The organism is Streptococcus mitis (assembly GCF_965111735.1).
GTDB lineage: Bacteria > Bacillota > Bacilli > Lactobacillales > Streptococcaceae > Streptococcus > Streptococcus mitis_DR.
The window spans coordinates 2204406-2220448 of sequence record NZ_OZ217346.1 but is presented as its reverse complement, the minus strand read 5'-3'; the positions used below and the strand labels follow the sequence as shown (position 1 = coordinate 2220448).

The following is a 16043-nucleotide window of genomic DNA, read 5'->3' as shown; positions in this document are numbered from 1 at the left end:
TCCTTTCTCCTCCTTTACTATTTAAAAGTTTAATGCTAGACTTATTTTACCATAGATAGCAAGAATTTTCCACAAGCTGTGAAAAATAATCCACAATGTTATCAAGTTTTATCCACAGCTTGGGGATAAAAGCAGAAACTATTGATTTATTAAGCTTTTTATCAAAAAAATTAGTGGATAACCTTGTGAGATAAAAAAAATAAAAGAACAGCCTTATTTCAGGCTGTTGATAATTCTACTGTATTCTTCTTGATTTGAAAAAGAAATAATGATTTTTCCATTGTCTTTTTTAGACAATTTGATTTCTACATCTAATCCGAGTAGTTTTTTTAACTGTTCTTCTTCATTTTGTATGAAATAATCATTTTTTTTCTTTTTCTTTTGTTTTTTCTCTGTCAGAAGAGCTTCTAACTTCCTTACAGAAATGTCTTCATATATAATCCGTTGAAAGAAATAGTCTTGTTGTTCCTTATTCAAGCCAACTAGAGAACGTGCATGGGCTTGTGATAGTTTGCCATTTTCTACTTCTGAGAGGATATGTTCTGGCAAGGACAGCAAGCGAATAGAGTTGCTGATATATGGACGAGACTTGCCCATTTTATCTGCAATTTCAGCATGGGTAAATCCTTTCTCTACAAGAGATTCATAGGCGCGTGCTTCTTCTATTGGATTTAAATTTTCTCTTTGTAAATTTTCAATGATGGACTGGACCATCATCTCTTGGTCTGAGAGCTGTTTAACAACAGCTGGGATAGACGTTAGACCAGCTAAAAGTGAAGCCCGATAGCGTCTCTCTCCTGCAAGGATTTCATAACCAATAACAGGAGATTGACGAACAATAATCGGTTGAATGACCCCATTTTCTTTGATAGACTGTGCTAGTTCATGTAGTTTTTCTCCATCAAATTCTTTTCGAGGTTGATAGGGATTTTTTTGTATATCCGTGATAGAAATCATTTCAAATTTTTCCATGATTCTACACTAACACATCTTTTCTCTTATGTAAAGCTTTCTTTACATAGATGTTAATTAAGATTCTAAATCACCTGAACTCTTGTCAAGTTTAATAGATGTAGTTTCTTCTTTACCGTTACGATAGTAAGTTATCTTAATGGTGTCTCCGATAGAATGATTGTAAAGAGCACTTTGTAAGTCTGTTGATGAAGCAATGTCTTTGTCATCTACTTTTGTAATAACATCGTATTTTTCAAGGTGACCATTGGCAGGCATATTACTTTGTACAGAACGAACAACGACACCAGATGTTACGTTACTTGGAATATTCAGTCTTCTAAGATCACTTGTATTAATATTTGAGAGATTGACCATTTGAATTCCCAAAGCTGGACGAGTCACTTTTCCGTTCTTTTCTAACTGTTCAATAATATTGATAGCATCATTTGCAGGGATTGCAAAACCAAGACCTTCTACAGATGTTCCTCCATTTGTTGCAATTTTACTTGAGGTAATTCCGATAACCTGTCCTTGAATATTGATTAGTGGGCCACCAGAGTTACCTGGGTTAATAGCAGTATCAGTTTGGATGGCTTTTGTAGAAATGGCTTGTCCATCTTCAGATTTTAAAGATACATTTCGATTAAGACTAGATACAATACCCTGAGTGACAGTATTTGCATATTCAGAACCCAATGGGCTACCAATAGCAATGGCAGTTTCTCCTACGGTTAACTTGCTAGAATCACCAAACTCAGCTACTGTTGTCACTTTTTCTGAAGAGATTTTGACGACAGCAATATCAGAGAAAGTGTCCGCTCCGACAATTTCTCCGGGTACTTTAGTTCCATCTGACAAACGAATATCTACTTTGCTGGCGCCATTTATAACGTGATTATTGGTGACGATGTAAGCTTCTTTGTCATTCTTTTTATAAATAACCCCAGATCCTTCACTAGAGATTTGCTGAGAATCTGTGTCAGTATCATCATTACCAAATACGCTATTTTGTCTGTTTGCTGAATAAGTAATAACTGAAACAACAGCATCTTTTACTTTGTTAACAGCCTGTGTTGTTGAATTTTCATTCTTATAGGCAGTCTGTGTAATAGTACTATTGTTGTTAGAGGTACTTACAGTACTTTTTTGAGTTAGTTGGTTTATTGAAAAGCTACCCAAGGCTCCACTAATAAAGCTAATGACGATAACGACTAATAATTGAAACCCTTTTTTGTAAAATGTTTTTAAATGTTTCATATTTGCCTCCATATTTTTGAATTACTGAAAGTATAAACTGACTAGCTTAATTATAACTTAAACACAAAAAGTTTTTCACAGATTGTGGATAACTTTCAAAAATCTGTGGTTTTCTCGGCTAAAATTAACCTTTTGTTTTGTGAATAAGATGTGAAAAAATAGAGAATATGTTAGAATAGAGTCATGAAAATTAAAGTTGTAACAGTTGGGAAACTGAAAGAAAAGTATTTGAAAGATGGTATTGCAGAGTATTTAAAACGAATTTCTCGATTTGCTAAGCTTGAAATGATTGAGCTAGCAGATGAAAAAACACCAGATAGGGCCAGTGAATCAGAAAATCAAAAGATTTTAGGAATAGAAGGTCAGAGAATTTTATCAAAAGTTGGTGACCGTGATTTCGTGATTGTGTTGGCTATCGAAGGGAGAACTTTCTCCTCAGAAGAATTTAGTAAGCAGCTAGAAGAAGCTTCTATAAAAGGATTTTCTACTCTTACATTTATTATTGGAGGGAGTCTGGGATTAGCACAGGATGTAAAAAAGAGAGCCAATCTCTCTGTTAGTTTTGGCCGTTTAACCTTGCCCCATCAGTTAATGAGACTAGTCCTTGTTGAACAAATCTATCGGGCTTTTACAATACAGCAGGGCTCGCCCTATCATAAATAGAAAATTGACTTTCAATTGAATTTTTGGTAGAATAGCTATATTAGGTCTCATAGCTCAGCTGGATAGAGCATTCGCCTTCTAAGCGAACGGTCGCAGGTTCGAATCCTGCTGGGATCAATATAGTAGCAAAGCTGGGAATTTTCCCGGCTTTTTTCTTAAAAAAGTACACTTGGGGAGAAAAAAATGACAGTTGAGAGAATTTTATCTAAAACGAAATTCCATTTTGTATAATAGTTTTTGTAAGTTAGCTTACAAGAAAAAAACATTTAAGGAGATTTTATTATGAAAAACACAGTTAAATTGGAACAGTTTGTAGCCTTGAAGGAAAAAGACTTGCAGGAGATTAAAGGTGGGGATAGCAGGATATCAAAATTCCTCCGTGATTTTATTTTCCCAAGAAAAAAGTAATGATATAAGGGGAAGAGTAATGAATTTATTGGGATTTGGGATAGTTATTGTTTATTTTTTAATCGTTAGCAAAAGTTATGAACGGATTTGTAAAATAACTAAAAAAGAGCGTATAGTTTTTTTATGTTACACAGGTATATCAGTTTTTATACTTGAAGAAGTTGCTAGTATGGTATATAGAGATGGCTTTAGTCTAGTTAAATTTTTATTTCCATTAGTTATATATTTTTATTTAAGAAAATTGAAGATGTATGAAATATACAAAGGAATTTTTATTAGTATACTATTATCTTTGTTATATAATGGTACCCATACTTTTATATCTGTAACGTTATCTTCAATTACAGGAGATTATTTAGTATCCCAGCATGAAGAAATTTTCTATTTTATAGTTCTATTACTAACTTATTTTTCAATCAAAAAAATTATTACTTATTTCCACTTGGAATTGAACTATTTTGATAAGGATTACCTTTATCCTTTCTTGAAAAAAGTATTTTTTGCTTTACTACTGCTACATGTTGCATCTTTCGTTTCAGATATGGTAAGTACGATTAAACATTTAAATAGTTTTGGAAGTATTTTATCATCTATTGTCTTTATCTCTTTATTTTTGACCTTCTTTGCAATGAATTCTTATAAAGAACAAAAGGAGAAAGAGATTGCTTTGAAGCAGAAGAAATTTGAACAGAAACATTTACAAAACTACACAGATGAAATTGTCGGTCTATATAATGAAATCCGTGGCTTTCGACATGATTATGCTGGTATGCTTGTTAGTATGCAGATGGCAATTGACAGTGGTAATTTACAGGAAATTGACAGAGTTTACAATGAAGTTTTGGTCAAAGCCAATCACAAACTGCGTTCAGATAAGTACACTTACTTTGATTTAAACAACATAGAAGATTCAGCTTTACGAAGTTTGGTTGCTCAGTCAATTGTCTATGCTCGAAATAATGGTGTAGAGTTTACACTGGAAGTAAAAGATATAATTACTAGACTACCAATAGACCTTCTGGATTTGGTTCGTATTATGAGTGTTTTATTGAACAATGCTGTCGAAGGATCGGCTGATAGTTATAAAAAACATATGGAAGTAGCAGTTATTAAGATGGAAACTGAAACAGTTATTGTGATTCAGAATTCATGTAAAATGACGATGACTCCTTCAGGAGATCTATTTGCTTTAGGATTCTCTACTAAGGGAAGAAATCGTGGGGTCGGATTAAATAATGTGAAAGAACTACTAGATAAGTACAATAACATTATTTTAGAAACAGAGATGGAAGGCAGTATATTTAGACAAATCATTAGATTTAAGAGGGAATTTGAATGAAAGTTTTAATTTTAGAAGATGTTATTGAACATCAAGTGAGACTAGAGAGAATATTGGATGAAATTTCGAAAGAATCGAATATTCCAATATCATACAAGACAACGGGAAAAGTTCGTGAATTTAAGGAATATATCGAAAATGATGAAGTAAACCAGCTTTATTTTCTAGATATTGATATTCATGGAATTGAGAAAAAAGGGTTTGAAGTTGCTCAGTTTATTCGTCATCACAATCCTTACGCTATTATCGTCTTTATCACCAGTCGATCAGAGTTTGCGACTCTAACCTATAAATACCAGGTATCAGCCTTAGATTTTGTTGATAAGGATATCAATGATGAGTTGTTTAAGAAGAGAATTGAGCAAAATATCTTCTACACGAAGAGTATGTTACTTGAAAATGAAGATGTTGTAGATTATTTTGACTACAATTACAAGGGAAATGATTTAAAAATTCCTTACCATGATATTTTGTATATTGAAACGACAGGTGTCTCTCATAAATTACGCATTATTGGTAAGAATTTTGCCAAAGAGTTTTACGGTACCATGACAGATATTCAGGAAAAGGACAAACATACTCAGCGATTTTATTCTCCTCACAAGTCATTTTTGGTAAATATAGGGAATATCAGAGAAATTGATCGAAAAAACTTAGAAATTGTTTTCTATGAAGATCATCGTTGTCCTATTTCAAGATTAAAAATTAGAAAATTAAAAGATATTCTAGAGAAAAAATCTCAAAAGTAATTGACAATTAGCAAGAAATTGATATAATGGTTATATCTGCTACAGATAGAAGGTCCGTTGGTCAAGGGGTTAAGACACCGCCTTTTCACGGCGGTAACACGGGTTCGAATCCCGTACGGACTATTTTATCCGCCATAGCTCAGTTGGTAGTAGCGCATGACTGTTAATCATGATGTCGTAGGTTCGAGTCCTACTGGCGGAGTATAGATAAAAGGGAACATAGTGTTGTTCCCTTTTTTGTATCAATTTGTATCACCAAGCATTTTCATAAGGAAGTCTGTTATTTCTTGAGGACTTTCTTTTTTTCCATGTGCAATCCAAGTTTGGCAGACACCAAAAAGTGCGTGAGTTAGATAGATGCTACTGTATTCTAACTCAGTGGTATTGAGATTTAGTTGCATAAAACGCTTTTGTAAATCTGTACTGAGCATGATATGAAGTTTATTTCGTAAGAAATTTTGGATTTCTTTGGTCCCGTTTTCAGAAAGAAGGGCAGCCAGAAGTGGTTCTGACTCTAGATATTCAAATACTTCTAAAATAGCATCTCTTTTGTGATGAGCATGTTTTTGAAAAATATATTCAAATGTATGGAATAGCTTGCTTTGATAATGCTCAATCATATCATACTTATCCTTATAGTGAGTATAGAAGCTGGAACGACTAATTCCAGCTTTTTCTGCTAGCTTGACAGTAGAAATTTGATCAAATGGCTGTTCCATGAGTAATTGTACCATAGCATTTTCAATAGTTCGCTTTGTTTTTAATCGTTTATTACTTTCTTGCATACTTCCTCCTCGTAAACAAATTAGACTATATGTCTAAAAATGGATTTTTTATCTTGTAATTTAGATTTTTTATTGTATAATCTATTATATCAAAATTTTAGACAATATGTTTAAAAAGGAGAAGCTATGTTTAAAGAATGGAAAGCAATTTTAAAAAAACCAACCTTTATTATTGTCATGATAGGGATTTCTCTTATTCCCGCTCTGTACAATATCATATTTTTATCCTCAATGTGGGATCCATATGGTCAAGTGTCTGACTTACCTGTGGCAGTTGTCAATAATGATAAAGAGGCCTCTTATAATGGTAATAGCATGTCTATAGGAAAAGACATGGTGTCTAATTTAGAGCAAAATAAATCATTGGATTTTCATTTTGTAGATGAAGAAGAAGGTAAGAAGGGTCTAGAAAACGGTGATTATTATATGGTAGTGACTTTGCCAAGTGACTTGTCTGAAAAAGCAGCTTCAATTTTAACGAATCACCCAGAGCAAATGCAAATAGATTATCAGACTTCAAGTGGTCATAGCTTTATTGCCAGCAAGATGAGTGATTCTGCAATGACACAATTAAAGCAGAATGTTTCTACCAATGTAACCGAGACTTATACTAAAGCTTTATTCAACAAAATGGTCGATTTAAAGGATGGGATGAGTCAAGCAGCTTCTGGTAGTGAAAAATTAACTGATGGAGCGAATCAGTTAGTGGCAGGAAGTCAAACATTAACTACTAACCTACACTCTTTAGCAGATTCAAGTTTAACATTTTCAAATGGAACGGATCAGTTTACTAAAGGATTATCCTCTTATGTCTCTGGTGTTGAACAACTTCATCTTGGCTTAGGGAATTTTAATAGTGGTTTAATTACATATACTGGTGCAGTGAGTCAATTAGATAGCGGATTAGGTCAACTATCTTCTAAAAGCCCTGAATTAGTGAGGGGAATTAATCAATTATATACTGGTGTAGAGTCCTATACTGGCGGTGTTTCTCAGCTCAATGCTGGTCTTAATCAATTTTCATCTGGTGTTAGTGCCTACACGAATGGAGTGGGAAGTCTTGCAACAGGTGCTAATCAGTTATCTAATCAATCAGCTACACTTCGAATGGGGGTGGAGCAATTAAGTGAAGGGATTCAACAACTTTCTAGCAAGTTAGATGCTTCGTCTGAGCAAAAAGATCAAATTAATCAATTATCTTCTGGTCTGAATCAGTTAAATCAAGCCATTCAAAATATTGATGTTGGAGATACAAAAAAATTAGATTCTGTTTTATCAAGTATAGTATCTCTTTCTAATCAAATGTTAGCAAGTGCTCAGTCTGATAAAGCGACTACATTAGCCAATATTCAATCGACAGCAGCTTATCAATCTTTGACAAGTGAGCAACAAGCTGAGATAAGTGCTTCTGTATCTCAAAATTCGACTGATAGTATTCAATCGGCTCAGTCAATTATAGCTTTAGTACAAGGTTTACAGGGAGGATTAGAAAACTTACAAAATCAATCTTCTAATCTTTCAACATTAAAAGATCAAGCTAATCAAGTATTACCTATTGCTTCTACTTCTTTGACAGGATTGTCAAGTGGATTAACAGAGATACAAGGAGCTGTTGCTAGCAAATTAGTTCCTGCCAGTCAGTCGATTACATCGGGTGTAAATGCATATACTGCAGGTGTTGATAAAGTTTCTCAAGGCGCAAGTCAACTAAGTGAAAAGAATTCCACCTTGACAGGTAGTCTGGATCAACTAGTTTCAGGCTCAACTACCTTGACACAAAAATCTTCTAACTTGACAGCAGGAGTTGGTCAATTAGTTGAAAAAACTCCAGAATTAGTGTCTGGTATTGAAAAATTATCAACTGGCTCTAACCAATTGAATCAAAAGAGTCAAGAATTAATGGCAGGAGTTGATAAATTACAATCAGGATCTGGTCAATTAGCAGACAAATCTAGTCAGTTACTTTCAGGTGCTTCTCAATTAGAGAATGGAGCTAATAAATTGGCAGATGGATCTGGTAAACTTGCAGAAGGTGGAACAAAGTTAACTTCTGGATTGGAAGGTTTACAGATAGGAGTTGCTTCTTTGGGACAAGGATTAAGTAATGCTAGAGATCAACTTAAATCAGCATCAACGGAATCTCAAAATGCAGAGATTTTGTCAAATCCACTCAGTCTTTCAAAAACAGACAATGATCAAGTTCCTGTAAATGGAATTGCAATGGCTCCTTATATGATATCAGTTGCTCTTTTTGTTGCAGCAATATCAACGAATATGATCTTTGCGAAGTTGCCTTCAGGACGTCATCCGGAGAGCCGTTGGGCTTGGTTGAAATCTCGAGCTGAAATAAATGGTATTATAGCTGTTTTAGCAGGAATTTTGGTATATGGAGGAGTTCATCTTATTGGTTTAACTGCAAATCATGAGATGAGAACATTTATTCTCATTATCCTAACAAGTTTAGTATTCATGTCCATGGTGACCGCTTTAACAACATGGAATAGCCGTATAGGAGCTTTCTTCTCTCTTATCTTGCTTTTATTACAGTTAGCATCAAGTGCAGGTACTTACCCACTTGCTTTGACAAATGATTTCTTTAGAGCCATTAATCCCTGGTTACCAATGAGTTATTCAGTTTCTGGATTACGAGAAACAATCTCTATGACAGGAAATATTCATCAGCAAGCCATTTTCCTAGCTGTCATACTAGCTCTATTTACTGGTTTAGGTATGCTAGCCTATCAACCTAAGAAAATGGAAGAATATTAAAAAAATCGACCAATTGGTCGATTTTTTTATGTATTAGATGTCTTTCGTTTGTGATTATAAATTCCAAATAGTAAAAGTGAAGTAAAGGAACAGATTGATCCAGTAATAAAACCATTGGGAATAAAGGAAAGTGTAATAGTTCCTTTTCCTTTAGGAATATCAACTTTCATAAAACCAGTTTGAGCTTGTTTAATTTCTATTTTCTTACCATCTTGGTAGGCAGACCAGCCTTTGTCATAAGGAATGGTGAAGAAAATGGACGTATCTTGTTTGATATCATATGTAGCAAAGACCTTGTTTTTAGAAGTTGATACTGTGACAGGTTGTTCTTTAATTTTTTGAATTGCCTCGGTGAAAGTTTTGGTATCTAAACGATAGAAGGTAGGAGATTCAAATGATACTTGTGAATTTCCAGGGAAACTAACATTGATATTGAAAGTTTTTTTCTCTTTTGTATAGCCTAGATTAAAGAAGGAGAAGACATTATCAGTTGTAAAAGTCTTTTTTTCACCATTTACAAGGATGTCAACCTTCTTTTGTTTATCATTAGAAAAGTGAAGATTTGTGAAAGAAAGATAAACTTGGCTGTTTTCTGGTACTTCAATTTGATACTGTATTGCTGCATCCTCATTTGAAGAACTTGTAACACTAATCAAATCATCAGTATTTTCGGTTTTTTCATAAGGTATTGGAGAAAAATAATCAAAATTGACATTAGCAAGTTGATTTAAAAATGAGGCCTGATTATCCAAGGTATGTTCATTGAACTTGACATCATTGTAAACAGATTGACTAGCAAATGCAATCGGAAGAGAGTATTGATTTTCATATAGGGTAAGATTATCTTTTTGATAGATATCTTGGAATCCATACTTATCAATAGGACTGTCTGATATATTGTACTGTATGCTAAATAAACTATCAGCCAAAATACTATTGTTAGCATAGCGGAGATTGAGATTAGTACCAGAGGATTTAAAACCAAGTTTATCTAAAGTAGAGCTTGCTGAACGATTTCGAACAGATGAAAATTGAGAGATTCCATTGTAGTTGAATTTCATACTGTCATTTCCTGTCTGAGTTTGTAGTTTTTCAGTACGAGTAAATTGATTTCCAATATATGTTGAGAAAGATTCCATAGCTGGGATATCTCGATTATATGCACTTCGAGAAGCAAATCCCCATTCCTTAGCAATTCCATCCATTTGAGATGAAGCATTTAAACTCATTTCAACCATTATAAATAAAGAGATTAGAATGGCCAATAGATTTATAGAGATAAACTTTTTGAGAACTGCAAGGAGTAAAAGCGAATAGACAACCAAAAATTCAAGAGTAAGCAGAATATTCAAATCTGTTAAAAAAGAATAATGTGATTTTAGATAGATGGTAGCTAAAAATCCTGTTACTATAAGAAAAAGCGAAACTAAAAAATTCCAGATTTTAAGTTCTTTCAGACGATTTAAGACTTCCGCTGCTGTGTAAATTAACAAGGTAGAGAAAATCCAAGCATAGCGATGTAAAAACATGTTTGGAGTATGCATGCCTTGCCAAAATAAATCAAGAGCTTCAATATAAAAGCTTGCAATTAGAAATGTAAAGAAGATTGCATAGATAAGTTTCACGTGAAACTTAATGGATTTCAGCGTAAAAAATAAAATGGTCAAAATAAAGGGAAGTAGTCCAATAAAAATCATTGGGATGGCCCCATACTTTGTTGTGTCAAAGGAACCAATGAATTGCTTAGCAAAGAGATCAAGATACCAGCTACTTTCAGTTTGAAACTTTGTAACTTCAGTTAATTTTTCTCCATGTGTCTGTAAATCAAACAGAGTAGGAAGAGTCAGAATCAAACTAGCCATACCAGCTAAAAAGGAGATAACTATGAAATCAAGAACAGATGATTTTCGAGTCTTAAAGTCCCACGAAATTTGACAGAGATACCAGAAAATAAGAAACAATACTGTCATATATCCAAAATAATAATTTTGAATAAACAAAATTGACAGACTTGTAAAGTACAATAGGAATTTCTTTTCAGTTATCAGTAGCTGTAAACCAGTTATAATCAAAGGAATCAAGATAAAAACATCTAGCCAGGTTTTTATCTCTAATTGACTGACAGTGAAACTCATCAGAGCATAGGAAGTAGATAAAGCTAGTTTTAAAGGCTTAGGAATCGATTGAAATAATTTATTTAAACTAAAGTAAGTTGACAAACCAATCAATCCAAATTTTAAGAGAGTTGTCAGATAGACAGCATCTGGCATATTCGTTAGATTAAAAAAGTAAACTAGAGGTGAAAGGAAACTTCCCAAGTAATAACTAGATAGGGCATAGAAATTTAATCCGAGGCCACTTGTAAAGGTGTAAAATAGACTACCATTTCCATGTAGGATATTTCGTAAAGCTACATCAAAAATAACGTATTGATGAAACCCATCTCCTAATAGAGGAGAGGTGTCGCTATTCCAGTAGATACCTTGAGATAGATATACTCCTATCATAATGATTATGGGAATGATGAAAGAAACAAAATAGGTCCAATATGTTTTAAAAAATAATTTCATGTTACCTCATAAAATGTTAGAAAACTCAGCTGGTTAACCCAACTGAGTTTTGAAGTTTTATTTAGTCTTTCCAAAGTTCTTTAACTTTTGCTTGTACTTCTGCATTTTCTAGGAATTCATCATAGGTTTCATCGATACGGTCAATGACGCCATTTTTAGACAAGACAATGATATGGTTAGCTAGAGTTTGAATAAACTCGTGGTCATGGCTGGCAAAGATGATTGATTCTTTAAAGTTTTTCAATCCATCGTTCAAGCTTGAGATAGATTCTAAGTCCAAGTGATTGGTTGGATCATCGAGGACAAGGACATTTGATTTTAAGAGCATGAGTTTTGAAAGCATGACACGAACTTTTTCTCCCCCTGACAAGACGTTGACAGGTTTGTTAACCTCATCTCCAGAGAAGAGCATACGGCCTAGGAAGCCACGTAGGAAAGTATTGTCATCTTCTTCTTTACTTGCGAATTGACGCAACCAATCAAGGATTGACTCTCCCCCTGCAAAATCGGCCGAGTTATCTTTTGGCAAGTAAGAACGGCTAGTAGTAACTCCCCACTTGACAGTTCCTTCATAGTCAATGTCTCCCATGATTGCACGAATTAATGCAGTCGTTTGGATGTCATTTTGTCCAATAAGCGCTGTCTTATCACCTGGACGCAAGATAAAGCTGATATTATCTAAAATAGTTTCACCATCAATCTTTACAGTTAGGTTTTCTACTGTCAAGAGATCATTACCGATTTCACGTTCCGCTTTAAAGTTAATAAATGGATATTTACGACTAGATGGTACAATCTCTTCTAGCTCAATCTTATCAAGCATTTTCTTACGTGATGTTGCTTGTCTTGATTTAGAAGCATTAGCAGAGAAACGAGCAACGAACTCTTGCAATTGTTTAATTTTTTCTTCTGCTTTGGCATTACGGTCTGCTAGCAATTTAGCAGCGAGTTCAGAAGATTCCTTCCAGAAGTCGTAGTTTCCGACATAGAGTTTGATTTTTCCGAAGTCAAGGTCGGCCATGTGAGTACATACTTTGTTTAAGAAGTGACGGTCGTGGGATACTACGATAACGGTGTTATCAAAATCAATCAAGAAGTCTTCTAGCCATGTAATTGATTGGATATCCAAACCATTGGTCGGCTCGTCCAAAAGAAGAACATCTGGTTTACCAAAAAGTGCTTTGGCGAGGAGAACCTTTACTTTTTCACCGTTGGCCAACTCGCTCATATTTTGATAGTGCAATTCTTCTGGGATATTTAGGTTTTGAAGGAGTTGAGAGGCTTCACTTTCTGCTTCCCATCCTCCAAGCTCGGCAAACTCTCCTTCAAGTTCGGCAGCACGCACTCCATCTTCATCTGAGAAATCTTCCTTCATGTAGATGGCATCTTTCTCTTTCATGATGCTATAAAGTTTTTCATTTCCCATGATAACAACATCAATGGCACGTTCATCTTCATAGTCAAAGTGATTTTGACGAAGAACAGAGAGACGTTCATCTGGACCAAGAGAGATGTGACCAGTAGTAGGTTCGATATCTCCAGCTAAAATTTTTAAAAAGGTTGATTTTCCGGCACCATTAGCACCAATTAACCCGTAAGTATTTCCTTCTGTAAATTTGATATTGACATCATCAAAAAGTTTGCGATCACTAAAACGTAGTGAAACATCAGATACTGTAAGCAATGTTTTTCCCCTATATGTGTAATATATTTATTCTACTAGAAAATACGGAAATATTCAAATTTTTATCTGTCAATTTTATGTAAAATATGTTTACAGCATACTTTACACAAAACCGTGAATAGCAAGGTTGATTTATTTTGATAAATTGCGGTTATTTCATTAAAAAAATGCTATAATTGAAGGGACCATATCGAAGGAGAATAAAATGACTAAACCCATTATTTTAACAGGAGACCGTCCAACAGGGAAATTGCATATTGGACATTATGTTGGAAGTCTCAAAAATCGAGTATTATTACAGGAAGAGGATAAGTATGATATGTTTGTGTTCTTGGCTGACCAACAAGCCTTGACAGATCATGCTAAAGATCCTCAAACCATTGTAGAGTCTATCGGAAATGTGGCTTTGGATTATCTTGCAGTTGGATTGGATCCAAGTAAATCAACTATCTTTATTCAAAGCCAGATTCCAGAGTTGGCTGAGTTGTCCATGTATTATATGAATCTAGTTTCATTAGCACGTTTGGAGCGCAATCCAACTGTCAAGACAGAAATTGCTCAGAAAGGATTTGGAGAAAGCATTCCGACAGGATTCTTGGTCTATCCAATCGCTCAAGCAGCTGACATCACTGCTTTTAAGGCTAATTATGTTCCTGTTGGGACAGATCAGAAACCAATGATTGAGCAAACTCGTGAAATTGTTCGTTCTTTTAACAATGCATATAACTGTGATGTATTGGTAGAACCGGAAGGTATTTATCCAGAAAATGAGAGAGCGGGTCGTTTGCCTGGTTTAGATGGAAATGCTAAAATGTCTAAATCACTCAATAATGGTATTTATTTAGCTGATGATGCGGATACTTTGCGTAAAAAAGTAATGAGTATGTATACAGATCCAGATCATATCCGCGTTGAGGATCCAGGTAAAATTGAAGGAAATATGGTTTTCCATTATCTAGATGTTTTTGGTCGTCCAGAAGATGCTCAAGAAATTACTGACATGAAAGAACATTATCAACGAGGTGGTCTTGGTGATGTGAAGACCAAGCGTTATCTACTTGAAATATTAGAACGTGAACTGGGTCCTATTCGTGAGCGCCGTATTGAATTTGCTAAGGATATGGGAGAAGTTTATAATATGCTTCAAAAAGGTAGTGAAAGAGCGCGTGAAGTTGCGGGTCAAACCCTATCTGAGGTTAAAGGGGCAATGGGACTTCAGTACTTTAACTAAGTTTATTTTACAAGAAACTATCATTTCTATCTCAAAGAAAAGATAGTTTTTTATTTACCCCTGTAACATTTGACAAATTTTTATAGAATGGTATGATAGATACAATATAAAAAGAGTCAAGCTCAAAAAGAAAGAAAAGAGGAAACTTCGAATGTCTAATTGGGACACTAAATTTTTGAAAAAAGGTTTTACCTTTGATGATGTATTGCTTATTCCAGCTGAAAGTCATGTGTTGCCTAACGATGCAGATTTAACAACTAAATTGGCAGATAATTTGACTTTAAATATCCCAATTATTACCGCTGCCATGGACACAGTTACAGAGAGTCAAATGGCCATTGCTATTGCTCGTGCAGGCGGTCTCGGAGTTATCCATAAAAACATGTCAATTGCTCAACAAGCAGAAGAGGTTCGTAAGGTAAAACGTTCTGAAAATGGAGTTATTATTGATCCATTCTTCTTGACGCCTGAACATACAATTGCTGAAGCTGACGAGCTTATGGGACGTTACCGTATCAGTGGTGTTCCAGTTGTTGAAACACTTGAAAATCGTAAATTGGTTGGTATTTTGACAAACCGAGATCTTCGTTTTATTTCAGACTATAACCAACCAATCTCAAATCATATGACTAGTGAAAATCTTGTTACTGCTCCTGTGGGTACAGATCTTGCAACAGCTGAGAGTATTCTTCAAGAGCACCGTATTGAAAAACTTCCTTTGGTAGATGAAGAAGGTCGTCTTTCTGGCTTGATTACTATCAAAGATATTGAAAAAGTTATTGAGTTTCCAAATGCCGCTAAAGATGAGTTTGGTCGTCTTCTAGTTGCAGGTGCAGTAGGTGTTACTTCAGATACATTTGAACGTGCAGAGGCTCTTTTTGAGGCAGGAGCGGATGCGATTGTTATTGATACTGCACATGGTCATTCTGCAGGTGTCTTACGTAAAATTGCTGAGATTCGTGCTCATTTCCCAGATCGTACTTTGATTGCTGGAAATATTGCTACTGCTGAAGGTGCACGTGCCCTCTATGAAGCAGGTGTAGACGTTGTCAAGGTTGGTATTGGACCAGGTTCTATCTGTACTACTCGTGTGATTGCTGGTGTTGGTGTTCCACAAGTAACAGCTATCTACGATGCTGCAGCTGTTGCGCGTGAATATGGTAAAACGATCATTGCTGACGGTGGAATCAAGTATTCTGGAGATATTGTAAAAGCCCTTGCTGCAGGTGGAAATGCTGTTATGCTTGGATCAATGTTTGCTGGAACAGACGAAGCACCAGGTGAAACTGAAATCTTCCAAGGGCGTAAATTCAAGACTTACCGTGGTATGGGATCAATCGCAGCAATGAAGAAAGGTTCAAGCGATCGTTACTTCCAAGGTTCTGTCAATGAAGCAAACAAACTTGTTCCAGAAGGAATTGAAGGTCGTGTTGCTTATAAAGGTGCGGCAGCTGATATTGTCTTCCAAATGATTGGAGGTATTCGCTCTGGTATGGGTTACTGTGGTGCAGCTAACCTTAAAGAACTACACGATAATGCTCAATTTATTGAAATGTCTGGTGCTGGTTTGAAAGAAAGCCACCCTCATGACGTACAAATTACTAATGAGGCACCAAATTATTCTATGTAAAAAA

General features: G+C 34.9%; 12 protein-coding genes and 3 tRNA genes. 10 read left to right on the top strand and 5 right to left on the bottom strand.

Features of this window, described 5'->3' with window-relative positions:
- Positions 1-213: 213 nt before the first annotated feature.
- Together ACLV7W_RS10830 and ACLV7W_RS10825 are read right to left on the bottom strand one after the other, a co-directional pair.
- Positions 214-972, bottom strand: a complete 759-nt coding sequence (locus ACLV7W_RS10830) for a ParB/RepB/Spo0J family partition protein (RefSeq protein ID WP_000410371.1) — start codon at positions 970-972, stop codon at positions 214-216.
- Between the two features lie 57 nt (positions 973-1029).
- Complete coding sequence (locus ACLV7W_RS10825) at positions 1030-2211, bottom strand: S1C family serine protease (protein ID WP_000681589.1); 1182 nt, start codon at positions 2209-2211, stop codon at positions 1030-1032.
- Between the two features lie 183 nt (positions 2212-2394).
- Here ACLV7W_RS10825 and rlmH point away from each other — a divergent pair, with 183 nt between their 5' ends.
- From rlmH to ACLV7W_RS10790, 7 genes are all read left to right on the top strand, one after another.
- Positions 2395-2874, top strand: a complete 480-nt coding sequence (gene rlmH, locus ACLV7W_RS10820) for a 23S rRNA (pseudouridine(1915)-N(3))-methyltransferase RlmH (RefSeq protein WP_000695928.1) — start codon at positions 2395-2397, stop codon at positions 2872-2874.
- Positions 2875-2917: 43 nt separating this feature from the next.
- Positions 2918-2991: transfer RNA gene (locus ACLV7W_RS10815), tRNA-Arg, on the top strand.
- A 165-nt stretch (positions 2992-3156) separates the two neighbouring features.
- Entirely contained in the window at positions 3157-3282 is a 126-nt protein-coding gene (comC, locus tag ACLV7W_RS10810) for a competence-stimulating peptide ComC (RefSeq protein ID WP_411865927.1), read from the top strand.
- Between the two features lie 19 nt (positions 3283-3301).
- A complete protein-coding gene (gene comD, locus ACLV7W_RS10805) occupies positions 3302-4621 on the top strand; it encodes a competence system sensor histidine kinase ComD (protein ID WP_411865926.1) in 1320 nt (439 codons plus the stop codon).
- Positions 4618-5370 (top strand): competence system response regulator transcription factor ComE, encoded by a 753-nt coding sequence (gene comE / locus ACLV7W_RS10800; RefSeq protein WP_000866073.1) that lies wholly within the window; start codon positions 4618-4620, stop codon positions 5368-5370. The genes comD and comE overlap by 4 nt, the downstream gene beginning before the upstream one ends.
- Before the next feature lie 51 nt (positions 5371-5421).
- Positions 5422-5493, top strand: a tRNA-Glu gene (locus ACLV7W_RS10795).
- 5 nt (positions 5494-5498) lie between these two features.
- Positions 5499-5572 (top strand) — tRNA-Asn (locus tag ACLV7W_RS10790).
- Between the two features lie 40 nt (positions 5573-5612).
- On the opposite strand, the gene ACLV7W_RS10785 is transcribed toward ACLV7W_RS10790, so the two are convergent.
- Positions 5613-6155 carry a TetR/AcrR family transcriptional regulator gene (locus ACLV7W_RS10785; protein WP_001158275.1) on the bottom strand — a complete coding sequence of 181 codons (543 nt, stop codon included), beginning with the start codon at positions 6153-6155 and terminating at the stop codon, positions 5613-5615.
- Positions 6156-6281: 126 nt separating this feature from the next.
- On the opposite strand from ACLV7W_RS10785, the gene ACLV7W_RS10780 reads away from it, so the two are divergent.
- Positions 6282-8924, top strand: a complete 2643-nt coding sequence (locus ACLV7W_RS10780; protein ID WP_411865925.1) for a YhgE/Pip family protein — start codon at positions 6282-6284, stop codon at positions 8922-8924.
- A 26-nt stretch (positions 8925-8950) separates the two neighbouring features.
- Here ACLV7W_RS10780 and ACLV7W_RS10775 read toward each other — a convergent pair whose 3' ends face one another.
- Entirely contained in the window at positions 8951-11494 is a 2544-nt protein-coding gene (locus ACLV7W_RS10775) for a YfhO family protein (RefSeq protein WP_411865924.1), read from the bottom strand.
- Positions 11495-11555: 61 nt separating this feature from the next.
- Complete coding sequence (locus ACLV7W_RS10770) at positions 11556-13178, bottom strand: ATP-binding cassette domain-containing protein (protein WP_000958774.1); 1623 nt, start codon at positions 13176-13178, stop codon at positions 11556-11558.
- A gap of 205 nt (positions 13179-13383) precedes the next feature.
- Between ACLV7W_RS10770 and trpS the strand changes: the two genes are divergently transcribed.
- Both trpS and guaB read left to right on the top strand, forming a co-directional pair.
- Positions 13384-14409: a tryptophan--tRNA ligase gene (gene trpS, locus ACLV7W_RS10765; protein ID WP_411865923.1), complete on the top strand. Its 1026-nt coding sequence runs from the start codon at positions 13384-13386 to the stop codon at positions 14407-14409.
- Between the two features lie 151 nt (positions 14410-14560).
- The gene (gene guaB, locus ACLV7W_RS10760; protein ID WP_049521113.1) at positions 14561-16039 is read left to right on the top strand and encodes an IMP dehydrogenase; all 1479 of its coding nucleotides are present in this window, start codon (positions 14561-14563) and stop codon (positions 16037-16039) included.
- Positions 16040-16043 lie beyond the last annotated feature (4 nt).